The 20,413-nt window shown below is 41.2% G+C and carries 24 protein-coding genes; 2 read left to right on the top strand and 22 right to left on the bottom strand.

From position 1 onward, the window contains the following. Window positions 1-7 precede the first annotated feature (7 nt). The 16 genes from PWQ49_RS04210 to rpl3p are packed head-to-tail and all read right to left on the bottom strand — an operon-like array spanning window position 8 to window position 8,012. The gene (locus PWQ49_RS04210; RefSeq protein WP_300608249.1) at window positions 8-400 is read right to left on the bottom strand and encodes a 30S ribosomal protein S8; all 393 of its coding nucleotides are present in this window, start codon (window positions 398-400) and stop codon (window positions 8-10) included. 11 nt (window positions 401-411) lie between these two features. Continuing rightward, window positions 412-564, bottom strand: a complete 153-nt coding sequence (locus PWQ49_RS04205) for a 30S ribosomal protein S14 (RefSeq protein WP_209678136.1) — start codon at window positions 562-564, stop codon at window positions 412-414. Beyond that, a complete protein-coding gene (locus PWQ49_RS04200; RefSeq protein WP_300608247.1) occupies window positions 564-1,073 on the bottom strand; it encodes a 50S ribosomal protein L5 in 510 nt (169 codons plus the stop codon). The genes PWQ49_RS04205 and PWQ49_RS04200 overlap by 1 nt, the downstream gene beginning before the upstream one ends. Then, window positions 1,070-1,777, bottom strand: coding sequence for a 30S ribosomal protein S4e (locus PWQ49_RS04195; RefSeq protein WP_300608245.1), 708 nt, complete (start codon window positions 1,775-1,777; stop codon window positions 1,070-1,072). Before PWQ49_RS04195 ends, PWQ49_RS04200 begins: the two co-directional genes overlap by 4 nt. Window positions 1,778-1,783: 6 nt before the next feature. Further along, window positions 1,784-2,140 (bottom strand): 50S ribosomal protein L24, encoded by a 357-nt coding sequence (gene rplX / locus PWQ49_RS04190; RefSeq protein WP_300608242.1) that lies wholly within the window; start codon window positions 2,138-2,140, stop codon window positions 1,784-1,786. 12 nt (window positions 2,141-2,152) lie between these two features. After that, the gene (gene rpl14p / locus PWQ49_RS04185) at window positions 2,153-2,551 is read right to left on the bottom strand and encodes a 50S ribosomal protein L14 (RefSeq protein ID WP_300608239.1); all 399 of its coding nucleotides are present in this window, start codon (window positions 2,549-2,551) and stop codon (window positions 2,153-2,155) included. After that, window positions 2,548-2,877: a 30S ribosomal protein S17 gene (locus tag PWQ49_RS04180; RefSeq protein WP_300608237.1), complete on the bottom strand. Its 330-nt coding sequence runs from the start codon at window positions 2,875-2,877 to the stop codon at window positions 2,548-2,550. Before PWQ49_RS04180 ends, rpl14p begins: the two co-directional genes overlap by 4 nt. Before the next feature lie 5 nt (window positions 2,878-2,882). After that, a complete protein-coding gene (rnp1, locus tag PWQ49_RS04175) occupies window positions 2,883-3,188 on the bottom strand; it encodes a ribonuclease P protein component 1 (RefSeq protein ID WP_300608235.1) in 306 nt (101 codons plus the stop codon). A 1-nt stretch (window position 3,189) separates the two neighbouring features. After that, complete coding sequence (rpmC, locus tag PWQ49_RS04170; RefSeq protein WP_300608232.1) at window positions 3,190-3,393, bottom strand: 50S ribosomal protein L29; 204 nt, start codon at window positions 3,391-3,393, stop codon at window positions 3,190-3,192. A 2-nt stretch (window positions 3,394-3,395) separates the two neighbouring features. Then, on the bottom strand, window positions 3,396-4,364 hold the full coding sequence (locus PWQ49_RS04165) for a 30S ribosomal protein S3 (RefSeq protein ID WP_300608229.1): 969 nt from the start codon (window positions 4,362-4,364) through the stop codon (window positions 3,396-3,398). A 1-nt stretch (window position 4,365) separates the two neighbouring features. Then, the gene (locus PWQ49_RS04160; protein WP_300608226.1) at window positions 4,366-4,821 is read right to left on the bottom strand and encodes a 50S ribosomal protein L22; all 456 of its coding nucleotides are present in this window, start codon (window positions 4,819-4,821) and stop codon (window positions 4,366-4,368) included. Between the two features lie 10 nt (window positions 4,822-4,831). Next, window positions 4,832-5,245, bottom strand: coding sequence for a 30S ribosomal protein S19 (locus tag PWQ49_RS04155; protein WP_300608223.1), 414 nt, complete (start codon window positions 5,243-5,245; stop codon window positions 4,832-4,834). A 16-nt stretch (window positions 5,246-5,261) separates the two neighbouring features. Continuing rightward, window positions 5,262-5,975: a 50S ribosomal protein L2 gene (locus PWQ49_RS04150; protein ID WP_300608220.1), complete on the bottom strand. Its 714-nt coding sequence runs from the start codon at window positions 5,973-5,975 to the stop codon at window positions 5,262-5,264. Between the two features lie 11 nt (window positions 5,976-5,986). Beyond that, a complete protein-coding gene (locus PWQ49_RS04145; protein ID WP_300608217.1) occupies window positions 5,987-6,235 on the bottom strand; it encodes a 50S ribosomal protein L23 in 249 nt (82 codons plus the stop codon). Beyond that, the gene (gene rpl4p / locus PWQ49_RS04140) at window positions 6,232-6,993 is read right to left on the bottom strand and encodes a 50S ribosomal protein L4 (RefSeq protein ID WP_300608214.1); all 762 of its coding nucleotides are present in this window, start codon (window positions 6,991-6,993) and stop codon (window positions 6,232-6,234) included. Before rpl4p ends, PWQ49_RS04145 begins: the two co-directional genes overlap by 4 nt. 5 nt (window positions 6,994-6,998) lie before the next feature. Next, window positions 6,999-8,012, bottom strand: coding sequence for a 50S ribosomal protein L3 (rpl3p, locus tag PWQ49_RS04135; protein WP_300608211.1), 1,014 nt, complete (start codon window positions 8,010-8,012; stop codon window positions 6,999-7,001). 400 nt (window positions 8,013-8,412) lie between these two features. On the opposite strand from rpl3p, the gene PWQ49_RS04130 reads away from it, so the two are divergent. Then, window positions 8,413-9,426, top strand: a complete 1,014-nt coding sequence (locus tag PWQ49_RS04130; protein WP_300608209.1) for a class I SAM-dependent methyltransferase — start codon at window positions 8,413-8,415, stop codon at window positions 9,424-9,426. Between the two features lie 418 nt (window positions 9,427-9,844). Here PWQ49_RS04130 and PWQ49_RS04125 read toward each other — a convergent pair whose 3' ends face one another. Next, window positions 9,845-10,369 (bottom strand): Hsp20/alpha crystallin family protein, encoded by a 525-nt coding sequence (locus PWQ49_RS04125; RefSeq protein ID WP_300608206.1) that lies wholly within the window; start codon window positions 10,367-10,369, stop codon window positions 9,845-9,847. Between the two features lie 130 nt (window positions 10,370-10,499). Then, window positions 10,500-10,637, bottom strand: a complete 138-nt coding sequence (locus PWQ49_RS04120; protein ID WP_300608203.1) for a hypothetical protein — start codon at window positions 10,635-10,637, stop codon at window positions 10,500-10,502. A gap of 731 nt (window positions 10,638-11,368) precedes the next feature. Here PWQ49_RS04120 and PWQ49_RS04115 point away from each other — a divergent pair. Continuing rightward, window positions 11,369-14,740, top strand: coding sequence for a S8 family serine peptidase (locus PWQ49_RS04115; RefSeq protein ID WP_300608200.1), 3,372 nt, complete (start codon window positions 11,369-11,371; stop codon window positions 14,738-14,740). 36 nt (window positions 14,741-14,776) lie between these two features. Here PWQ49_RS04115 and PWQ49_RS04110 read toward each other — a convergent pair whose 3' ends face one another. The 4 genes from PWQ49_RS04110 to lonB all read right to left on the bottom strand — a co-directional run bounded on the left by PWQ49_RS04110 (window position 14,777) and on the right by lonB (window position 20,293). Beyond that, on the bottom strand, window positions 14,777-15,595 hold the full coding sequence (locus tag PWQ49_RS04110; RefSeq protein ID WP_300608197.1) for a response regulator: 819 nt from the start codon (window positions 15,593-15,595) through the stop codon (window positions 14,777-14,779). 112 nt (window positions 15,596-15,707) lie between these two features. After that, window positions 15,708-17,030, bottom strand: coding sequence for a TldD/PmbA family protein (locus tag PWQ49_RS04105; protein WP_300608194.1), 1,323 nt, complete (start codon window positions 17,028-17,030; stop codon window positions 15,708-15,710). Window positions 17,031-17,034: 4 nt separating this feature from the next. Continuing rightward, the gene (locus PWQ49_RS04100; protein WP_300608192.1) at window positions 17,035-18,363 is read right to left on the bottom strand and encodes a TldD/PmbA family protein; all 1,329 of its coding nucleotides are present in this window, start codon (window positions 18,361-18,363) and stop codon (window positions 17,035-17,037) included. A gap of 13 nt (window positions 18,364-18,376) precedes the next feature. Further along, window positions 18,377-20,293, bottom strand: coding sequence for an ATP-dependent protease LonB (lonB, locus tag PWQ49_RS04095; RefSeq protein ID WP_300608189.1), 1,917 nt, complete (start codon window positions 20,291-20,293; stop codon window positions 18,377-18,379). Window positions 20,294-20,413 lie beyond the last annotated feature (120 nt).

The following is a 20,413-nucleotide window of genomic DNA, read 5'->3' as shown; positions in this document are numbered from 1 at the left end:
TTCCTCCTCAGTAGACGAATGAAAGCAATTGGCCGCCAACGTTCTTTTCACGTGCTTCGTACTGGGACATGACACCCATGGAAGTTGTCAGGATCAGTGTGCCGAAATTCTTTGCAGGAAGGAACTGTTTTTCCAATCTCTCGAAATCTTTAACACCTACTGAATATCGGGGTTTAATAGCACCGCATTTGTTAATATTTCCTATCAAATTTACGCGGTATATACCAGCTTTTCCATCATCTTCGAATTCGAACTCTCCGATGTATCCCCCTTCCTTCATGACCTTCAGTACATTTCCAATAAGGTTGGATGCGGGTTTCAATGTGCAGGACGGTTTCCCAACAGCCTCAGCATTCTTGATAACTGATAACGCATCCGCAAGTGGGTCGAGCAATACCATAATCATTCACCTCATGTATACTTTTCAAAGCCCATGTCATGGGCGATTTCCCTGAAGCAGTGCCTGCAAAGGTAGATACCATACTTGCGTATCAAACCCTGCTTGCGGCCACAACGTTTACATTCGTTTGCTCCACGTCCAAAACTTTTCTTGGTTTGTACCATCATTCAACCTCCACAGCATATTTATCCCGGAAGAAGGAAATGCTGTCTTCTTTTGTGATCCTGTGGGAGGCAGGAATTTTGCGTTTTGCAACCCTTCTCTTATTAATGCGGTATCCTGGACGGTTTACAATTACACTAATGTCCATTCCAAATATACCGATATTAGGATCATACCTCATTCCAGGGAAATCTGTGTGTTCCTCAATACCAAAGGATACATTTCCATTGTCGTCAAACTGATTTTCACTCAACTTGTTCTCGATAATTCCAAGGGATGTTTTCAGGAAATCTTCTGCGGAACTTCCACGAAGTGTTACCTTGCAACCTATGGGCTCGTTTTTCTTAATGCCAAATGCTGGGAGAGTACGTTTCGCATGGGTTCTGACAACAGTCTGATTGGTAATACTTTCAAGGATACCTTCTGCATCAACAAGCCTCTGACCGCTTTCACCAACTCCCATATGGACAACAATTTTCTCAACTTTGGGATTTTTCATCGGATTACTCATACAACATCACCGCCAATATTAATCTCCGGTTCTGTTTCTCCGACAACAAACACATAATCCTCAATTGTATCAAAATCAGATTTTCCTGAAATAGATACTTTGTTGCTCTTGGAACTGCTTACCTTGTTAATGGCTCTGATTGTACCGAGTTCACCAGTGTGACCTCCTCCAACAATCATTGCCAGATTGCCTTCCTTATACGCAATATGCTTAACAATTTCCTTGTCTGGAAGGGAGAGAACAACTGAATCTTTGGTATTGTAATCGTTTGAACCAAGTATGTTAGTTCCATCATTGAGGTTAAGCTGGACTTTTCCACCCTTCACATAGGTCTTATTGTTAATCCTGCATAGCTTGATCTTTTCAATACCATCAAGCTGCTTCAGGACAAGTCTGCCTTTGTTATCGAAAAGGACACGGTAGGAGACATTAGTTTCCGGAATACTGATTACATCCATCAGACCAACCGGGAACCTGAGATCCTTACGGACAATTCCGTCAACCTGTACTTTTCCTTTCGAGAGAATCCTCTTTGCTTCTGCGCGATTGTTAACTATCCCCAGCATATCCCTCAATACGACTGCCAGAGGAACACTCTGGTTCTTATTATGGGGACCTGGCCTTGTAGCCGTGATCCATTTGTTGGATTTCTTGGAAATCTGCCAACTACGTGGAACAGATATTCTTTTCTGATGTTTGCCCACCTGAGATCACCTGCTCTTTGATAACCTTGCTGCTCTCTGCTTATCGTCCAGATTCAGTTCTGTGATTATAACATTCGATGGGTATAATGGCCTTGGTACTTCAGTACCATCAGCTTTTGTAACATATATACCATCCACGACAATCGTACCGTTCTTAAGAGAAACAACTTCTACTTCTCCTTTTGTACCAGCGTGGTCACCTCTTGTAACAACTACCTTATCACCTACTGCAACCCTTGCACTGCGGCGACCGTATTTTGAACGCAGATCTTTGGAAAGCGGAGCAGATATATATTTCTGTTTCACATGCAGAGGTGCGTTGTATCGCACTTTACGCTGTTTTCTTGGCTGCTTTGAAACCATTTTTTACACACCTCACACGATTATGGATGCAGTGGTGCCTATCTTTGGATAGCGCTCTACCACTTCACGGGCTATTGGACCCTTAATGTCAGTTCCTTTGGGTATCCCGTCTGCATCAGTGATAACTACTGCATTGTCCTCGAATGAAACCCTAAGACCATCTGGCCTTCGGAATTCCTTCTTCTGCCTGACAACTACAGCATGAAGGATTTGTTTCCTCATCTCAGGAGTTCCTTTCTTAACGGATACCACACACATATCACCAATGCCAGCACAAGGCTGCCTGTTCTTGACACCCCTGTACTTTTTGACAGAGATAATTTCAACGGTGCGAGCACCGGTATTATCTACACATTCAATTTTTGCGCCAGCGTTAAGTGCACGTGGGATGGCAGACCTAATTCCTCTCATGCCTGACCCTCCGTGCCAACGACCACAAATGATTTAGTCTTACTCAACGGACGACATTCTGCGATAGTGACCACATCGCCTACCTTTGCATTAATGCAAGGTGGATTGTGAGCATGTATCTTAGATTGTCGCTTTTCATATCGCTGATATTTATTGATAAATTTCTCATATTTCTGTTGGATAACCACCGTCCGCTCCATCTTATTACTGACGACTGTGCCGGTGAGGATCTGACCTCTTACCGGAAGTTCGCCGTGGAATGGACAGTTTGCATCGTCGCATTCCTCAGACGGTGTTGGAACATCCAATCCGATATTTTTTGCCATGATTATTACCTCATGCGTGACTTTATGATGTTCTTCGTCCTGTTCTCGGGTTGTGAGATAAGGAGGTCGCCATTAACCTCCACATACGTGATATTGCCATTTGAAGGATCTGGTAAATGAAAAACAAACGTATTGCCGGATTTTGGAATCATTTTTTCAAACGTAGTATGGGTTTCCAGCACCAGCATGTTTCTTGTTTCATCAACCACTTTGCCGCGTATTCCAATGGCGCATTTATTCGAGGAATCCGTGACCTCTACTTCAAGCCCAATTAGCTCGTTGTATATCAGATTCCACGGTGTGAGCGCCAATTCAGATCTCCTTCATTTCTTTCTGGATCGTCTTGATCCGTGCAATAGTTTTCTTAAGCTCCCGGATACGTCCCGGATTATCCGGTGCTCCACCAGCGGACGCCAATGCATTTTCACGAATCAGCTCAGTTCTGAGCTTTTCTACTTCATCCATGCGCTCGTTTGGGGACATGTTTCTGACTTCTTTTGTTTTAAGAATTGCCATAATTATGCCTCCTTATGAACTCGGGCCATTGGATGCCAGTAGTTGTGCCCTTCATGTTTGTGTTGCCAGACACCATCAACTTCCCTGCGCTGTTCACCTGGCAAAGTCTCTTCAGTTGTAGTTTCCTCAGGTTCTTCTGCTTCAGGGGTCGCTTCTTCAGCCTTTTCTGAAACAGATTCCTCAGGTTGTACTTCCACTTCAGGAACTTCAGCTTCAGTTTCCACAGCCGGGATTTCTGGCTCTTCGGTAGCTTTCTCAGTAGATTCAATATCTTCGGCTTCAGCAACTTCACCTGTTGCTTCCGTTTCTACAAGATCTTCAACACCTTGGGATTCAGGAGATTCTGCAACCTCTGATGGTGCTTCTGCCTCCGGTTCAACTTTCACTATATCATATGCATCCGGAAGAGTTGCCCCTGGAGGAATAATCCTTACTTTACAGCCAAGAGTACCAAGTTTCTTGATAGCGACTGCAAAACCTTCATCTACAATATCATCAACAGGTTTACCAGAGTGTTTGATGTAACCATCAACCATCTTTTCTACCCTTGATCTTGCACCTGTCAGCTTTCCGGAAATAATAATTTCACAACCTAATGCGCCAGAATTCATAATTGCGCGCATTGCATTGTGGCCTGCTTTTCGGAAATACCAACCCCGCTCAATTGATGAAGCAAGTCTTGTAGCCATCATTTGGGCGTTCAGTTCTGGCCTGCGAACTTCCTGTGCATCAATCTGCGGGTTATCCAATTCATAGATCCTGTCGATATCACGGGTAAGTTTGCGGATAACTTTTCCAGCCTTACCAATAACCATTCCGGGCTTTTCGGAATACACAACAATCTGTGTACCCATTGGAGTACGGTTTAATTCCATTCCTCCATAACCTGCCCGACTAAGTTGTTTTGCAAAATATTCGTTAAGTGAAGCCTTTACATAACCTTCCTTAACGAATTTCTTCTCAACAGCCATTTTAGCGCACCTCGCTAAGAATTATTTCAATATTCACAGTCTCGGTGTTCTTGGGACTAGCTCTGCCACGGGCTCTTGGACGCATTCCGTGAATTACACGACCTCTCTTTGCAGAAATGTGAGCAATGTGCATGTGAGCAGGATCCAGCCCTTTGTACTCTGCATTGCTCTCTGCGTTTGTCAGCAGTTTGAGAATTTCCTTTGCCACTTTCACCGGATAACGACCTGCCGCCATTGGACCTTTCTTGTGTCCAAGACTGTCGTTGTGTTTTCTAAAAGGTACAGCTCTTTTCATTTGAATTACGTCCTCCAGATACTTCCTTGCGGCTGTAGCACGCATTCCTTTGAGAGCCTTGCAGAGTTCCCGTGATTTCTTAGGAGAAATGTGCAACTCGGAGCCCATTGCCTTGGAGCTGGTTTCAGGTTCAAGATCTATAGTATATTTTATCCTTGCCATCCCTATCACCTTACTTCAACGGCACAAACTTACTGGAACGAGTCGCACCTACACCGGCACTTCCGTGGGAAACACGACTGCGTGTTGGAGCAAATTCGCCGAATCTGTGTCCAACCATTTCAGGTTGAATGTCGATTTTCACAAATTCTTTTCCATTATATACTTCGATATTTTTACCAACCATTTCAGGGAAAATAATCATTGCCCTGTTATGAGTACGTACAATTTCCTTGCCATCCCTGAGTTTTTGCAGGATTAGCTTTTGACCGTCAGTGAGACCGCGTTTTATTGTACGACGTTGCCTTGCAGGCAAAAGTTCGGAGAATTCCTCGATAGACAGCTCCCTGAGCTGATCTATGGTTTTACCCCTATAGAGATATTCTCCTTTCCTCTTTGGTAACCTTGATGATGATTTCTTTGCCATGATATATACCTCTAGATTAACGCTTTCCGGTTCTCCTTGCTGCAATCTGTCCAACCTTACGTCCCGGAGGGGCGTTCCTGCTTACTGTCGTGGGTTTACTGGGGTGCTTTCTGTTACCGCCACCAAATGGGTGGTCAATAACGTTCATGGCAATACCGGAAACTCTTGGATACTTTGCTGCCCTTGTCTTAAGTTTGTGGTATTTTTTACCTGCCTTAAGGAAAGGCCTCTCTACACGACCGCCACCTGCTACAATACCGATTGTAGCTCTGCATTTGGGATTAAACCATTTCAGTTCACCTGATGGCATCTGTATTGACGTACGAGTCTTCTCGTGCCCTACAAGAGTCGCATAAGTCCCTGAAGCTCTGGCAAAGCATCCACCATCATTTGGTTTTGACTCGATATTACAAATAGGTACACCTTCAGGAATCCTAAAGAGCGGAAGGACATTGCCTGGTTTGATTTCAGCTTCTGCACCGCATTCAATAACATCACCTATTGCAATACCTTCCGGCGCAAGAATCAACTTCTCGCTTCCGTCTTCAAAGGCTACTTTTACAATCGGAGCAGACCTTGCAGGATCATGCTCGACGCCTACAACTGTTGCGGAAACAGTGCCTTCGTTTATTTTTGCTGGATGTCTCAAAGCAGCTTTGAACCTGTGTGAGGGAGCTCTGTAGGTTGGAGATCCACGACCTCTATTCTGGGAAATAATTCTTTTTGCCATTTTTAGTCACCTCACATTAAACCAATTCTTGTTGCAATTTCGTGTGCTGCATCTGTTTCTTCAAAGGTCACAAGAGCTTTCTTTATACCTTTCATGGTAGTCATGGTACAAACATCGGTTACCGTGAAACCATACATCTTTGTGACCTCATCTTTGATTTCATTTTTATTTGCTCTGGTATCAACAACAAACTGCAACTTGTTCTCTTCCAAATGCATCATAGCTTTCTCTGTGATGAATGGATATTTAATGGCACTCATATGAACATACCCTCCAGATTGGATATTGCTGATTCGGTCCAGATGGTAAGTCTGCCTGCATGAGTTCCTGGTGCCAGTAATTCAGCATTCAGTAAATCAACAGTTGTCACATCAACACCTGGAAGATTGTTAGCAGCCTTTAGAATAGAACTCTGAGAACCTGCAACAATAAGGATACTCTTACGGCCTTTATACTTCCTGCCTCTGAGTTTGCCTCTGCCAGCCCTGATTTTACGGCCTTCTTTTGCACGGACAACATCATCGTAAAGACCTGCAGCTCTCAGGAAACTTACGACGTCGCGAGTCTTTTCAACTGCTTCAAGTGCATTATCTGCAACAATAGGTAATTTTCCTGTGAATATGTGTCCGCGGGCTTTAACCAGCTCTTCATTGATAGTTGCTGCAATCGCAGATCTGATTGCCATCTTTCTCTCTTTTTTATTGATCTTTTCAGTGCGGTCAGTTTCCGGTTTTGGAGGATGAGCACGCCTGCCACCTACTGCCTGCGGAACCCTTGCCGCCCGGCTACCGTTTGCAAGACGAGGAATCTGAGCAACACCCCTTCCTGAACCCCATGACCTGGCAGAAGTTTCCATACCTGCATACATCTTTGGACCGTATGGCTGGTACCTGTTTGCCTGGTATGAAAGCACTACCTTCTTAATTATATCAGGCCTGTATGCTTCTTCAAAAACTGCAGGCAATGTGATCTCACCTTTAGAATTACCGGAAAGATCGATGATATTTGCTGTAACCATTCAATTCACCCCTGCCTGGACTGTGTGCTGATATGAAGGATCTGCGGATCTCCGAGACCAGATACCTTTGACCTAATAGGTTCCCTGAGCCTTACCAACCTCTTGGATGGCCCTGGAACACTACCTTTAATCAATACGTAGTCTCCACGAACAAGTCCATAATTCACAAATCCGCCATCTGGATTAATTTCATCAGCATCCGAAGATATTTTCAAAATGCGTTTGTTATATTCAGTTCTCTGGTGGTAACCCATCTGACCCATTTGAGGTACTCTCCAGCTTACATGCGCAGGGAACCATGGACCAAGAGTTCCAACCTGCCTCAGACTTCCCTGGCGGGAATGTTTATGCTTCTGTAGCTGGATACCCCATCTTTTTACCGGACCCTGAGTCCCATGACCAGTGGTGATTGCAGCTACATCAACCATGTTTCCGCCATTAAAGACGTCGGTGATGTGTACTTTGGAACCAAGTATTGATTTTGCGTACTCAAACTTAGCTGCAACGTCCTTGCCACTGATTCCGGTTTCCATGACATCTGCCTTCTTCTTTGGAACACCGGTAATAGAGGATGGAAGTGTATAAGTTATAACACGTACATCAGAGACATCTCCGGATTCGATTAGAGAAGCAACCTTTTCAAGTGCTTTCTCAGTATCATAATTAACGGGAGTTTTAATTGCTTTCTGAAGATCTGCATCCAGATCTTTTGCCCATGCTTCAGCTACTGATTTTTCGCCATAGGAGGACTGTTTGTAAGCCCTGATGGCAGCAATCCCAATTGCCGGAGTTTCAAGTATAGTGGCCGGAACAGAAATCTCAGCTCCTTCGGTAAGGCTGTTCTTGGTATCATCTACCATGACCACATGGGTCATACCCACCTTATAGCCAGCAAATCCCTGTAATTTGGGTTCACCTTCTGATTCTGGCCATGACCTGAATCTTGGAATGTGGCTTTTTGCTCTTTTACGGGGGCTAAAAGCCAGGGAACCACGTCTTGGCCTGTGTGTATCTGACATCTGTCTTCTCCTTATTTGTTTTTATATAGTGTAGCCGCAGGCGTCTAAAAGAGTGCAATTGAATATCCCCTCTACAAGGGATATCAATCACGTTAAACCGTGTACTCTAGTTCCAAAGGCAGATACTTATGCCGCCTCTCTCGAAAAGATTTAAACATTCACCATCCATACATACATCATTACGCATGCATGAGGGCATTCCATGAATTGGCCCGTGACAGGTTGCTGTTAAATCCCACGTGTCTGCACTTCTTATTCCGACCTGCGACAAGTATGAATGTTACATACTATATTCTCAGTTAGGAGGGCTATGACGTCTATCACCTATATAAACCCTTTGCAACAAACACCCACATGAAGGATAATAGATTTAAGCAGATGAACCTTTTTTACCCACCACATGGCAAGAAAGAAAAAATATAGTAAGAAAATCAGCTTCGATAAACCCGGATTAAGATTTGCAACTCCCGAAGAAGTAGCTAACTACCGGGCAAAAAGACTCAAGTCTGATACTCTTGCCGACATCAGCTGTGGCATAGGAGGACAAACAATTGCTTTTGCAAAACATTGCAAAAAAGTCTTTGCAATTGATCTTGACCCCGTGAAAATAAAGCATGCAAAGGAAAACTGCCGCAGATACGGAATAACAAACGTGGAATTTTTGTGTGGAGATGCGTTGTCAGAAGAAATAATCAACAAAATACCTGAAGTGGACATCATATTTTCTGATCCGGCACGCCCTCCTTCAGAAAAAAGGCGGGATATCAGAAATCTCCAGCCGCCCATTGACAAAGTTATGGAAGCATATTCCTCAAAAGCATCAAATTTTGCATTTGAAGTCCCTCCACAACTTACCCCTGAGAGAATACCTTTTTCATGTGAAAAGGAGTACCTTTCATTCAAAGGCAAGCTCAACAGATTAAACCTTTACTTTGGTGATTTGAAAAAATGTGATATATCTGCTATTCTACTTCCCTCTGAAGATATGCTCTGCTCCACAGGAAGCAAAACCATAGTTGAAGAATCAAAAAAACTAGATCGTTTTGCATTCGAACCCGATCCTGCAATACTTCAGGCAGGTTTGTTGGGAGAACTTATTGATAGCATCAAAACAAAATCTTCTTTGAAAGCTTATGTAATTGACAGTAAGAGATTACTACTGATTTCTGACACCAATTGTTCGCATCCATTTTTTAAAAATCAGTATGAAGTGGTTGATGTTGTTGAACCAGATCCTATCTTAATCAATAAAAAACTAAAAGAACATAAAGCCGGAAATGCCCTTTTAAGAGGAAGTATTGATCCGAAATATTACTGGAATTTCAGAAAAATTCTTGAAAATGGTTTAGAAGGAACAAGCAAATTCCACTTGTTTTTGACATCTAAGGAAGCAATTCTTTGTAAAAAAATATGATATCAATTATATCCTAAAGGTGAATGGACACTTTTAAACAGGTCTCAATTTCAAATGATTTTGTGAAAAATTGTCCACTCCTATCAACTTCAACACTCATCATTTCATCAAATTTCTGATACCTTGTAGTAAGGATAGCAATGAGAAAGTCTTAATATTTGTCTCTGATTTTGAGAAAAGTTTTCCATGAAATAATGAAATAGGTGAGTAGGACATCGAGGATCATTGTTTTAAGAAGAAAAAGGCATTCATATTTCCAGATACACTTATTGCTTCCTGTCCTCCCGCATTTAGTCCGAACAGTTTTGATCAGTGGAAGAATCCTTCACCATCAACTACCATGATATCTTATTTTAGAAATATCTTACTATTGCTATATGTGTGACAAATAGTAAATTGTTGCAGGAAATATAAAATATCAATCAATTGTTACATCAAATCTCAACAATTCTGCAACCCGAAGCAAAACTATCTCCAATACTCCATTCCTGTAAGAAGCTTTTGCAGATTCCGGACTCACTTTTGCAGGGAGGATGACAGTTTCTGAATACTCATTTACTCCACGTGTTGCATCGATCTTTACCAATGTATCAGTAACTGAAAGTCGAATGTCCTCTTTTTCCACACCCGGAAGCTCAGCTGTTACATAAATATTATTATCGATTTCATTGATCTCAATAAGAGGTTTGCATTTATTTGCCTGGACATCTATGTAAGGACCATCCCTTAAGTCATGTTCATAAGAGGTATTTCCAAGCTCACGTATTTCAGGATCTTCACCTGAAAGGTTAGTTATAGAAAATCCATAGACAAATGACTCACCTGATAAATCACCCAGATCAATGCCCAGCTTGTTCATCATCTGCTCGATAATCTCTGAAAAATCCTGCAATGGATCTTTATCCTGTGACTTATCACTACCACTTTCACTTTTATCGACCATAATTTAGAACCTCCGGCAAAGATGGATATACAAATTCTAATTTTGTACTAAATAAACGAATAAGATGGAAGGTTACTTCAAATATATAAGTTCAGCTTCATCCTGGGCCATAAAACCCTTTGTATCCTGATTATCCAATGGTACAAAAACTCTTGTGTCCACCAATGGACTTCATATCTGAATCATAGTAATACATGCTATTGGACATGCTGTCCATTTTAGACGGGCAAACAAGATCTTCATGGAGCATTTTGGTTTTTTCAACCATTTTTTTATCTCCTTCAATACCGAGTGACAAAATTCATTCCACCTGTTTTCCACCTAGTTAAAATAGACTCTCCATAATATAATAACGTTATCCTTTTAAAAATAATTACAATTCCAGACCTTTAGACGTTATACTCTGTAAATGAAATTTATAATACTTAAAAAACTCCTTCCACATCTGATTGATTTAGGGAATAAGCACACGGGACAAAACATCATACTCCACATTAGAATTTGGCAACGTGAAAAGGAGACGAACTTATCAGAAACAAGTATGTGCGAAAAATAATATGTAGTACTCAAATAAAGGTTGGAAAGGTTGGAATTGGCAAGGATAAACTTAAAACTTGCTTTCATTTTCCCTGAAATTTTTGTCTCAGAAATTATGCCATCACTTGAAAAGGTTTAATGTAGACAGTAGTTTCATTGAAACTAAAAAGGGATGAAGAAAAACTTTACAAAGGATAATAAGAAGAAAAATATATAAATCCAGAAAAAAAGAAGGTGATTCAGAATAATCTTATGTGAAAAGAACCAGTATTGAACGATTTCTTTGCATGGTTGAATATGAGAAGAAGATTGCATGCAGATATGAAAGGCTCAATGGAGTTTTCAGGGGATTGCTGGATATCAAGTGATTCATATTTATGCTGGAAATAAGAAGAGGCAAACATGTTTAATATGAAAAATGGAATAATGCTCCTTTTGATCTTGTTTTTAATAACTTTCAGTATGGTTACAGCACATGCTCCTGAGTCAGGAAATTCCGGAAAATCAGATGGATCAAACCTTATTTTACTTAAGAATGCACATATTAATACAGATAATGCAATTGCTACAATGAAAGCACAATCTTCTTCCGATGATCATGGCGGTGAATACTATCTTATTCAGTTTGACGGGCATGTGACTGCAGAATATAAGAAAGCAGTCGAAGCAAATGGTGCAATCCTGCATGGCTATATCCCAAACAATGCATACCTTGCAAAAATTAATGATTGTGATTATGCAAATGTCAGCAGACTTTCATTTGTGAAATGGATTGGCCCATACCTTCCAGACTACAAAATTGCTCCTTCGCTGCATTCCAAAACGGGACTGGTAGAAATCATTATAATTTCATTTGAACCTAATAATAATTCAGACATACTCTCACAAATTGAGACAAATTATGGACAAATCGTCAATCATAATGGAAAATATATCCGTGCAATTGTTGATTCTTCATGTATTACCGACATTGCAGCTATTGAAAATGTGGAGTGGATCGATGAATACCTAAAACCTGTGATTTTGAATGATCAAGCGACAGCCATTATGAACGTGAATGTAACAACAGTGCGTGAGACCCATGGACTTGACGGTACCGGACAAATCATAGGAATTGCTGATACCGGACTTGACACCGGAGTGAATGATTCGTCCATGCATGATGATCTGGAAGGAAGGATTTACAGGATTTATGATTATGTAGATGAAAATCCCGAGGACTATGACGGACACGGCACACATGTGGCAGGCTCTGCTTTGGGAAATGGGTCACATTCCAATGGAAAGTATAGCGGAACTGCACCAAATTCAACACTTGTTTTTCAGGCAATCGGAAATGAGACTTCTGGTTACCTCGAAATAAACAACTTGTCTGAACTTTTTCTACAGGCATATAATGATGGTTCAAGAATACATAGCAACAGCTGGGGATTGTCATCAGAACATTATTATGGTGTTTATGAATATCTAGCAATAGACGTTGATAATTTTATGTGGAATCATCCAGATATGCTGATTTTGTTTTCTGCAGGTAATGAGGGTCCTTCAAATAATACTATAGCTCCACCTTCCACTGCCAAAAATTGTCTTACTGTAGGAGCATCAGAAAATTTTCGTCCTGAAAAATCTGATGCAGATGATCCAGATGATATTGCTTATTTTAGTAGCCGTGGCCCCACAGTGGATAGAAGGATTAAACCAGATGTTGTAGCACCTGGCACTTGGATAATTTCTACACGCTCAAGCATAAACAAAAGCACTTATTCATGGGGAACAATAGATGATTACTATGCTTATAGTAGCGGAACAAGTATGGCAACCCCGCTAACTGCCGGTACAGCCGCACTTGTAAGACAATATTATGTAAAAAATGAATCAATTAACCCTTCCGCAGCACTAATAAAAGCTACATTGATCAATGGTGCAGTAAATACGGGTAATCACATAAATGATCAGGGCTGGGGTAGGGTCGATCTTAAAAACTCACTTTTTATAGATGAACCTGCAAGCATCCTGTATTTCGATAACATAAGTTTAAATGACACTGAAATTTGGTATACTAAACAATATATCAGCAGCGGGCATCCGCTGAAAATGTCTCTTGTATGGACTGATTATCCCGCAGAAGAAGCAGCTGATCCAGCTCTGTACAACGACTTAGATCTCAAAGTAATAGGTCCAAGTTCCACTTACTTGGGTAACGGAGGAAGTGAACCTGACAGAAGAAATAATGTCGAACAGGTTTCTCTGGAATCTCCTGAATCCGGTTGGTATAATATTTCTGTTAATGGTACAAATATACAAACTGAGGAACCACAACCATTTGCACTTGTTATTTCAGGAGCATTGGACATCGACCCTCCTCTATCGGTAATAGATCTTAATGAAACAGCAAGGGGCTATTCATGGATCAACTGGACGTGGAATCACACAAACCCAGATGATTTGAACCACACTATCATCTACATTGATGGAACTTTTAACGGAAACACAAGTAATTACTATTACAACGCCACTGGTTTTGATCCTGGTGAAACACACAACATAAGCATCCTTGCTGTGGACAGGGCTGGGAATATCAACCAGACTTGGGTAAACGACAGTGCAGCCACACTTACAGATAATGACAAACCGGTAATACATTCCGTAACTAACAGCGTACCATTTGCCGGAAGAGAAATGAATGTGAGTGTTAATGTTACTGATAATCATCGTGTGAATATTGTGATGGCAAACAACAATGTCCTTAATTATACAGGAAACAACCTCTGGAATGCTACAATCATAGCTGGTGCCGGAAACCAACCACTCAATATATCCGCAACCGATGTTGCCGGAAACGTTAACTGGAGCAATTCTTCATATTTAGGATTAATACTTCCAAATGCCAATTTCACTTCCAACGTGACTTCAGGCAATAAACCGCTTGCTGTGAAATTTTGGGATAACTCAACAAATGCTACTTATCTTTCATGGGACTTTGATGAAGATGGCATAGAGGACTCCAATGAAAGTGCACCGATCTGGATTTTCACTGAAGTAGGGAACTACAGTGTAATTCTCAATGCAACCAATGAAAATGGCAGTGATATATATATCGGATATATCGTTGTTACTACACCAACTACCACTACAAAGAAAAGCTCAAGTGGAAGCGGTGGTGGTGGAGGGGGAGGAACTACCGGCGAAGATTACGAAAACATTCTCTTCAAGGACTTCGCAATCCAGTATCTTAAAAAAGGAACTCCTGCAACCTATGAGTTCAAAGGGAAAGGAAACGCAATCCAATCCATTCAATTAACTTCAAACAGAAATGCTGGACAGATCAAGATCATTATTGAAGTTCTCAAAAACACTTCCACAATTGCAGGTGAAAAACCCGAAGGAGATGTTTACAGCAACATGAACATCTGGGCCGGCAATGCGGCCTTTAAAGACAGCATCGAAAATGCAGTAATCACTTTCCGTGTGTCCAAAGATTGGCTGACAAAACACGGAGTCCATGCAGAAGATGTTGTGATGGCAATGTATACTAATGACAGATGGACAATACTGGATTCGCCTTCAATTATATCAGATGATGGTGAGTATGTAACTTACGAAGTGAAGACAAAAAAACTTGCATCCCCCTTTGCAATAACTTCAATTTCAGAAGAAAAACATATTCCTGTTGTTAACAAGCTTTCTGAAAATCTAAAGGTCGACATCAACAAGACACAATCTGGAGAAAATTTGGAAGGAGAAGAAGAAGCGGAGGAAAAACTCAGCACAATCGGAATATTGGCATGTACATTATCTCTTACAGGTGCATATCTCATACTAAAAAGACAATAAATGAAAAGACTATTAAGAAGAGAAAATAGTGCAAGGTTAGTAATCCGGCCCTTTTCTTGAGCAAATAATCTTTTCAATGCGTTTACGATCGGAGATATCATGAAAAAGAAACAGGGACCCAAGAAGCTTACCTGATTCATTCTTTATTGGTGAACCAATAATATCCACAGGTACACGGGCCTTGTTTTTGGAAACCAGCACTGTTTTGTTACCAAGACCATAGAACATTCCTTCCCTAAGAACCTTTTTTACAGGATTTTCAACTATTTCCCCCGGCTCATCACTTTCAACCACAAAAACGCTTGTCAGAGGATTACCCATTGCTTCTTCATGACTCCAGCCAGTAAGAGCCTCAGCAAATGGATTCATGAGCTTTATATTGCCATCTTTGTCTGTTGCAATGACGGCATCTGCAATGCTGTTTAATATCGCAACCATCCATTTCTGGCTTGCTTTGAGCTTTTGTTCCATTTTATGTTTATAGAGAGCAATTTCAATGTTGGTACGGAGTTCAGTCTCTTCGAATGGCTTGAGGATGTAACCGAAAGGTTCGGTAAGTTTTGCTCTTCTCATGATATTATCATCGGCGTAAGCAGTGATGTAAATAAGAGGAATATCGTAATTCTGAAGAATGTAGCGAGCTGCTTCAACACCATCCATATCATCTTTAAGCATAATATCCATTAAGATTAGATCTGGAAGATCTTCTTCACTTGCTTTCAACATCCCAAGTGCTTCATTCCCGCTATAAGCCGGAATAATATCGTAATCGTTTGAAAGATAAGCAATTAAAAGTTCCACATTGTCGGGTTCATCATCCACGACTAATATTTTAGTCCTTTTATTCTCTGTCATACTTGCACCTGGATCGTTAAAGTCACTTCGTTCAAACGATAATTATAGTATAGGTTGAACATGTTTATAATACTGTTTTCTGACTCTTATATAATGCTTACTAATAATACTATCAAACCACAACATTTAGTTCACTTGCCCAGATAGACGGAAGAACAATTCCACCCACCTTTTTGACATCATTTCCTGCACCCTGTATTCTGGATAAAATATCAAAAATATTGCCCGAAATCATTAATGACTTCACAGGCGAAGTGATTTCACCTTTTTCAATTACAAAAGCATTTCTTGCTTCCACGGAAAAATCACCGGAGATTTGATTAGCAGTATGTGCTCCAATAACAGTATTTATGAAAACCCCTTCATCTATTTCAGGAATTATATCGGGAGAGGGACAATCATAATCAAGTAAAAGGTTTGTTGTTCCTACTCTTGGAAGAGAAGCATAGGAGTTTCTGATACCATTACCAGTACTTTCAACACCTGCTTTCCCGGCTGTATACGAGTCATAAAGATAAGATTCCAAAACCCCATTACCAATTACACAGGTTTTCTGTGAAGGAACTCCTTCATCATCAGAGATTGAAGATCCCAACCCCCCTTCAAGAGTTCCGTCATCATAAATCGAAAGTGAATCTGACGCAATATTTTCCCCAATTTTATCTATAAGGCTGGAACGACCCTTTTGTACATTGTCAGCATCAATTGAGGGTACAAATGCATTTTCAATTAAGTCTGCAAGGGCAAACGGATGGAAAACCACATCCTTTTTTCCACCTTTTATTTCAATGCCATTGATGGAATCCGAAGCAAGCGTTGCAGCCCTTTTACCAAGTCCATAGAAATCTATATCGAGATCCCTTGAAACGGCAAAATCATATGCAGTTGAAACTTCATTGCCCGTTGTAATAACATCAATAAATCCTGTGATTGCGGTAGATTTTTCTTCAACTTCAACTCCATTGCTGTTCATTATCAAATGAGATCCTATACTTCGTGAGAATGAACCGGATGTTGCCAGAATTCCATCAACCGAAGATACTCCTTCTATCATTTCCTTGGTTTTCAGGATACAGTCCCCTAAAGACAAATCAGCTACATCAACACTGAAAAGGCCCTTCACATCGTTATATTGTTTGTTTGAAGGAAGACATATCCAATCAGGATCATCCGGCATTACCTTTGCTGCTGCTACTGCATCCTGAACTGTAGTCTCAATATCCCCTAAAAGATTGGTACTTGCAAATCCTACAGCTCCGTTTATTATACAGCGTACTCCGATGCCTAAACTATGTTTGTCATGAGCACTTTCAATAGAATTCTTACGAATATCCGAACAGGTGGATTTACCTGAGAAAATATAGATTTCCGCTTCATTGGCTCCTAGCTCTTCAGCTGTTTTGAGAGCTTTGTCGGCAATGTCATAGTAATCCATAAGCTCATGCACCTCCAACCAGCGCATTTGATACAAGAATATGAGGTGAACCATCAGAAACCGGAACCAACTGACCTGATTTCCCACACCTTCCAGAATGCATCTCCAGATCCTTGGCAACCATTGAAACATTATTCAGTATTTCAAGTGTTTTACCTGACAATGACACGTCACGCAATAGATCACCAATCTCACCATTTTCAATAACATAACCCTTCTTGGCATTGAACTGGAAAACTCCTTCACCTGTGTTAACCTGTCCGCCACGGGATCCAAGAAGATAGACACCGTTTCCGATTTCAGCCAGCATCTCATCCAAATTTGAATCACCACGATCGATGTAAGTATTGCTCATCCTCACAACCGGTGAAGAGCTGCCCTGTGCACGACAGTTTCCGGGTTTCCCACCAAGATGGAAAGCGGTTTCACGTGAGTGAAGATATGATTTTAAAATTCCTTCTTCCACAATTGTAGTTTTATGAGATTGCACACCTTCTGCATCAAATGGATAGTATCCAAATTCATGGAGGGTTGGATCATCAATTATTGTGATTTTATCGGAACCAATCTTTTCCCCGATTTTGCCTTCAAGTATTGAACTTCCTTCCAAAACAAGATCGGCTTCAGATGCGTGACCTACAGCCTCATGTGCAAAAACGCCTGCAAGCTCAGGGTCAAGAATTACAGGAAAATGCCCGCCCTTTGCTGGACTTGCGTCAAGCAATTCAACAGCTGTTTTCCCGGCACGATTTGCCATCTCAAAGGGCTCATTACCTTTAAAAAATTCAAATCCTGCAACTCCAAATTTGCTCTCCCTGCCTGCCTGAAATAATCCTTCCCTTGAAGCAATAGCAGTTATTGCAAATCCAACTTTTGTCATTTCATACTCGCAATCAAGACCCTCAGAACTTGTATAATGTACATGAACCATACTCTCCGAATAGATAGCTGAAGTGCTTCCAACCCCATCACAACGAGCATGAGAATCGAGTTCCTTAAGGAACTCAACCTTCTCCTCAACCGAAATATCAAGTGGATTGATTTTCACCACGGGAAGATTTTTTATCTTCGGTGCTTCTATCGGAATCAGAGAAAAGGATTCCCGGTTTGATTCAAGACTGATATTTTTTGAAAGCTCAGAAGCTGCTTTTATTGCTTTTTCTGTATCACAGTTTCCTTCCATTCGGGTATAGCCCCAGCAACCATTGGAAAGGGCACGGACACTGCAACCATTGCCATGATTGCTGGATATTTCCTCCACTCTGCCATTATCGAGGGTAATCGCCATAGAATTACCCTCAATCACTCTTACATCAAAAAAATCCGGTTTCATTCCATATCATCTCTTAACTGGAGCTGGTAGGACTGCTGATGCTATCACTTTCAGAGACTGCAACATTAAACTTCATGTCAGTCAAATCCCGGAGTTTTTTCAGAATCTTATCCTTTTTACTGCCAACAAGACTGTGTTCAATTACTTCGGAGATAGTTGTTACTGGAATTATCTCAACCTTATCTTTATAGATATCTTCTATAAGAACATCATCCGCATTGGATTTTGGAATTATGATCTTTTTAATTCCAGCTTGTGCAGCAGCTTCTATTTTATAGGTAACCCCACCTACGGGAAGCACATCCCCTCTTACAGAGAGTGAACCTGTCATGGCCACACTCTGATCTATTGGAATGTTCTCCAGTGCGGAAATCACAGCTGTTGCGATAGAAATAGAAGCACTGTCCCCTTCAACGCCTTCATAGGTCCCAACAAACTGTATATGGATATCCTGTTTGATTATATCCTTGCCAGTTATTTTCTTGAGGACTGCGGATACGTTTAGCACAGCTTCCTTGGCAATATCCTTTAGCATACCGGTTGCAATTACTCTCCCCTCTGACTGGGATTGTGGGGGAGTTACCTCTGCCATTATAGGTAGCACTATGCCGGAATCACTGCCCATGACCGCCAGACCATTAACCTTGCCCACTGCCGTTCCTGTCTTGGAAAACAGCTGATAATCCTTACGTCTTTCAAGATAGTTATCTGCCAGCTGTTGTTCTATGGAGCGAGCCATTTTCTTTGCAGCAAGCACATGGCTGCCTGTAGTGATTTTTGCTCCTTCAGCGTGTGCAATATCGCCTGCAACCCTTACAAGTCCTCCAAGATCCCTTAGCTTGAGGGTAAGATGTCCTTTACGACCTGCCCTTCTGCGTGCTTCTCGAATGACTTCTGCAACCGCTGATTTATCAAAATCAGGAATATGACCGTCTCTCATAACTTCCTGTGCAACAAAGCGAACAAGATGTTTACGATTTTCAGGAGTGTCTTCCATGGAATCGCGCATATAGATTTCATAACCGTATCCTTTTATGCGCGAACGAAGCGCAGGGTGCATTTTTTCCATTGCATCGAGGTTACCTGCAGCCACCATTATGAAATCACATGGAACCGGCTCGGTTTTCACAAGTGCACCTGAACTGCGCTCGGATTGACCTGTAATCGGAAACTCCTTTTCCTGTATTGCAGTAAGCAAACTCTGCTGAGACTCAATCCTCAGTGTGTTAATTTCATCGATAAACAGGACTCCCTTGTGTGCCTTATGAATATCTCCACTCTCAACCCTCTCGTGGGCAGGGGTTTCAAGTCCTCCAGACTGGAATGGATCATGTCTTACGTCACCAAGAAGAGCACCTGCATGTGTACCGGTAGCATCAATATAAGGCGCATGTTCCTTTTCAAAATTATTGACGAGAAGCTTTGGAATCAATGCCTCTTCTCTTGGCATAAATTGCCGTGTTAGAATTAGCATCATGATAGCAGCAATAATACCCCAGAGTAATTGTCCCACATAGAATGAATACATTACAATACCAAAAATAAGGAACATCATTAACATGTTCCTTGATTGGATTTTCTTTCTGGCTTCCATTTTGTGTGCCATGACAATTTCCCGACCCTTGCCTGCAGGGACAGTTCGTATCTTTGGATTGTTGTTGTCCTCCGGGTTTGGATATGCCAGAATGTCCTGTAACTCTTCTTTGGGAAGAAGTTCAGCCATAGCTTTTGCAAGCATTGACTTACCGGTACCAGGAGTCCCAATCATCATAACATGTCTTCTCTGGCTTGCAGCTTTTTTGACAACTTTTACCGCATGATCTTGCCCTATGATTTGGTCAATCAGGAGTTTAGGCACCTTTATAGAACTGGTATCTTCAAAATTATCTCCTGTAAATTCCTCATCGCTGGAAGATATTTCCTTTTCCATGTTAGCTCACATTTAAATTCAATAAATATCACAACAACTTTAAAGCACTACTAAAAATATATCCATAAATTATTGGTGCAGGTAATAAGTGTATTCCTAATAGATATATCTGACTATTGT

It is taken from the genome of Methanohalophilus sp. (assembly GCF_030156785.1).
GTDB lineage: Archaea > Halobacteriota > Methanosarcinia > Methanosarcinales > Methanosarcinaceae > Methanohalophilus.
The sequence above is the reverse complement of the archived record's forward strand: the minus strand, read 5'-3'. Positions and strand labels throughout refer to the sequence as shown.

What these genes read in the sequence shown, in the direction of transcription:
- PWQ49_RS04150 (WP_300608220.1), bottom strand. Translation starts at nt 5,975, where the DNA reads ATGGCAAAAAGAATTATTTCCCAGAATAGAGGTCGTGGATCTCCAACC.
- PWQ49_RS04200 (WP_300608247.1), bottom strand. Translation starts at nt 1,073, where the DNA reads ATGAGTAATCCGATGAAAAATCCCAAAGTTGAGAAAATTGTTGTCCAT.
- rpl14p (WP_300608239.1), bottom strand. Translation starts at nt 2,551, where the DNA reads ATGAGAGGAATTAGGTCTGCCATCCCACGTGCACTTAACGCTGGCGCA.
- PWQ49_RS04105 (WP_300608194.1), bottom strand. Translation starts at nt 17,030, where the DNA reads ATGGATTACTATGACATTGCCGACAAAGCTCTCAAAACAGCTGAAGAG.
- PWQ49_RS04155 (WP_300608223.1), bottom strand. Translation starts at nt 5,245, where the DNA reads ATGGCAAAGAAATCATCATCAAGGTTACCAAAGAGGAAAGGAGAATAT.
- PWQ49_RS04110 (WP_300608197.1), bottom strand. Translation starts at nt 15,595, where the DNA reads ATGACAGAGAATAAAAGGACTAAAATATTAGTCGTGGATGATGAACCC.
- PWQ49_RS04115 (WP_300608200.1), top strand. Translation starts at nt 11,369, where the DNA reads ATGGTTACAGCACATGCTCCTGAGTCAGGAAATTCCGGAAAATCAGAT.
- PWQ49_RS04160 (WP_300608226.1), bottom strand. Translation starts at nt 4,821, where the DNA reads ATGGCAAGGATAAAATATACTATAGATCTTGAACCTGAAACCAGCTCC.
- PWQ49_RS04125 (WP_300608206.1), bottom strand. Translation starts at nt 10,369, where the DNA reads ATGGTCGATAAAAGTGAAAGTGGTAGTGATAAGTCACAGGATAAAGAT.
- PWQ49_RS04205 (WP_209678136.1), bottom strand. Translation starts at nt 564, where the DNA reads ATGGTACAAACCAAGAAAAGTTTTGGACGTGGAGCAAACGAATGTAAA.
- rplX (WP_300608242.1), bottom strand. Translation starts at nt 2,140, where the DNA reads ATGGTTTCAAAGCAGCCAAGAAAACAGCGTAAAGTGCGATACAACGCA.
- PWQ49_RS04210 (WP_300608249.1), bottom strand. Translation starts at nt 400, where the DNA reads ATGGTATTGCTCGACCCACTTGCGGATGCGTTATCAGTTATCAAGAAT.
- lonB (WP_300608189.1), bottom strand. Translation starts at nt 20,293, where the DNA reads ATGGAAAAGGAAATATCTTCCAGCGATGAGGAATTTACAGGAGATAAT.
- PWQ49_RS04100 (WP_300608192.1), bottom strand. Translation starts at nt 18,363, where the DNA reads ATGAAACCGGATTTTTTTGATGTAAGAGTGATTGAGGGTAATTCTATG.
- PWQ49_RS04130 (WP_300608209.1), top strand. Translation starts at nt 8,413, where the DNA reads ATGGCAAGAAAGAAAAAATATAGTAAGAAAATCAGCTTCGATAAACCC.
- PWQ49_RS04145 (WP_300608217.1), bottom strand. Translation starts at nt 6,235, where the DNA reads ATGAGTGCCATTAAATATCCATTCATCACAGAGAAAGCTATGATGCAT.
- PWQ49_RS04120 (WP_300608203.1), bottom strand. Translation starts at nt 10,637, where the DNA reads ATGGTTGAAAAAACCAAAATGCTCCATGAAGATCTTGTTTGCCCGTCT.
- PWQ49_RS04180 (WP_300608237.1), bottom strand. Translation starts at nt 2,877, where the DNA reads ATGGCAAAAAATATCGGATTGGATGTTCCAACACCGTCTGAGGAATGC.
- rpl4p (WP_300608214.1), bottom strand. Translation starts at nt 6,993, where the DNA reads ATGGTTACAGCAAATATCATCGATCTTTCCGGTAATTCTAAAGGTGAG.
- PWQ49_RS04165 (WP_300608229.1), bottom strand. Translation starts at nt 4,364, where the DNA reads ATGGCTGTTGAGAAGAAATTCGTTAAGGAAGGTTATGTAAAGGCTTCA.
- rpmC (WP_300608232.1), bottom strand. Translation starts at nt 3,393, where the DNA reads ATGGCAATTCTTAAAACAAAAGAAGTCAGAAACATGTCCCCAAACGAG.
- rpl3p (WP_300608211.1), bottom strand. Translation starts at nt 8,012, where the DNA reads ATGTCAGATACACACAGGCCAAGACGTGGTTCCCTGGCTTTTAGCCCC.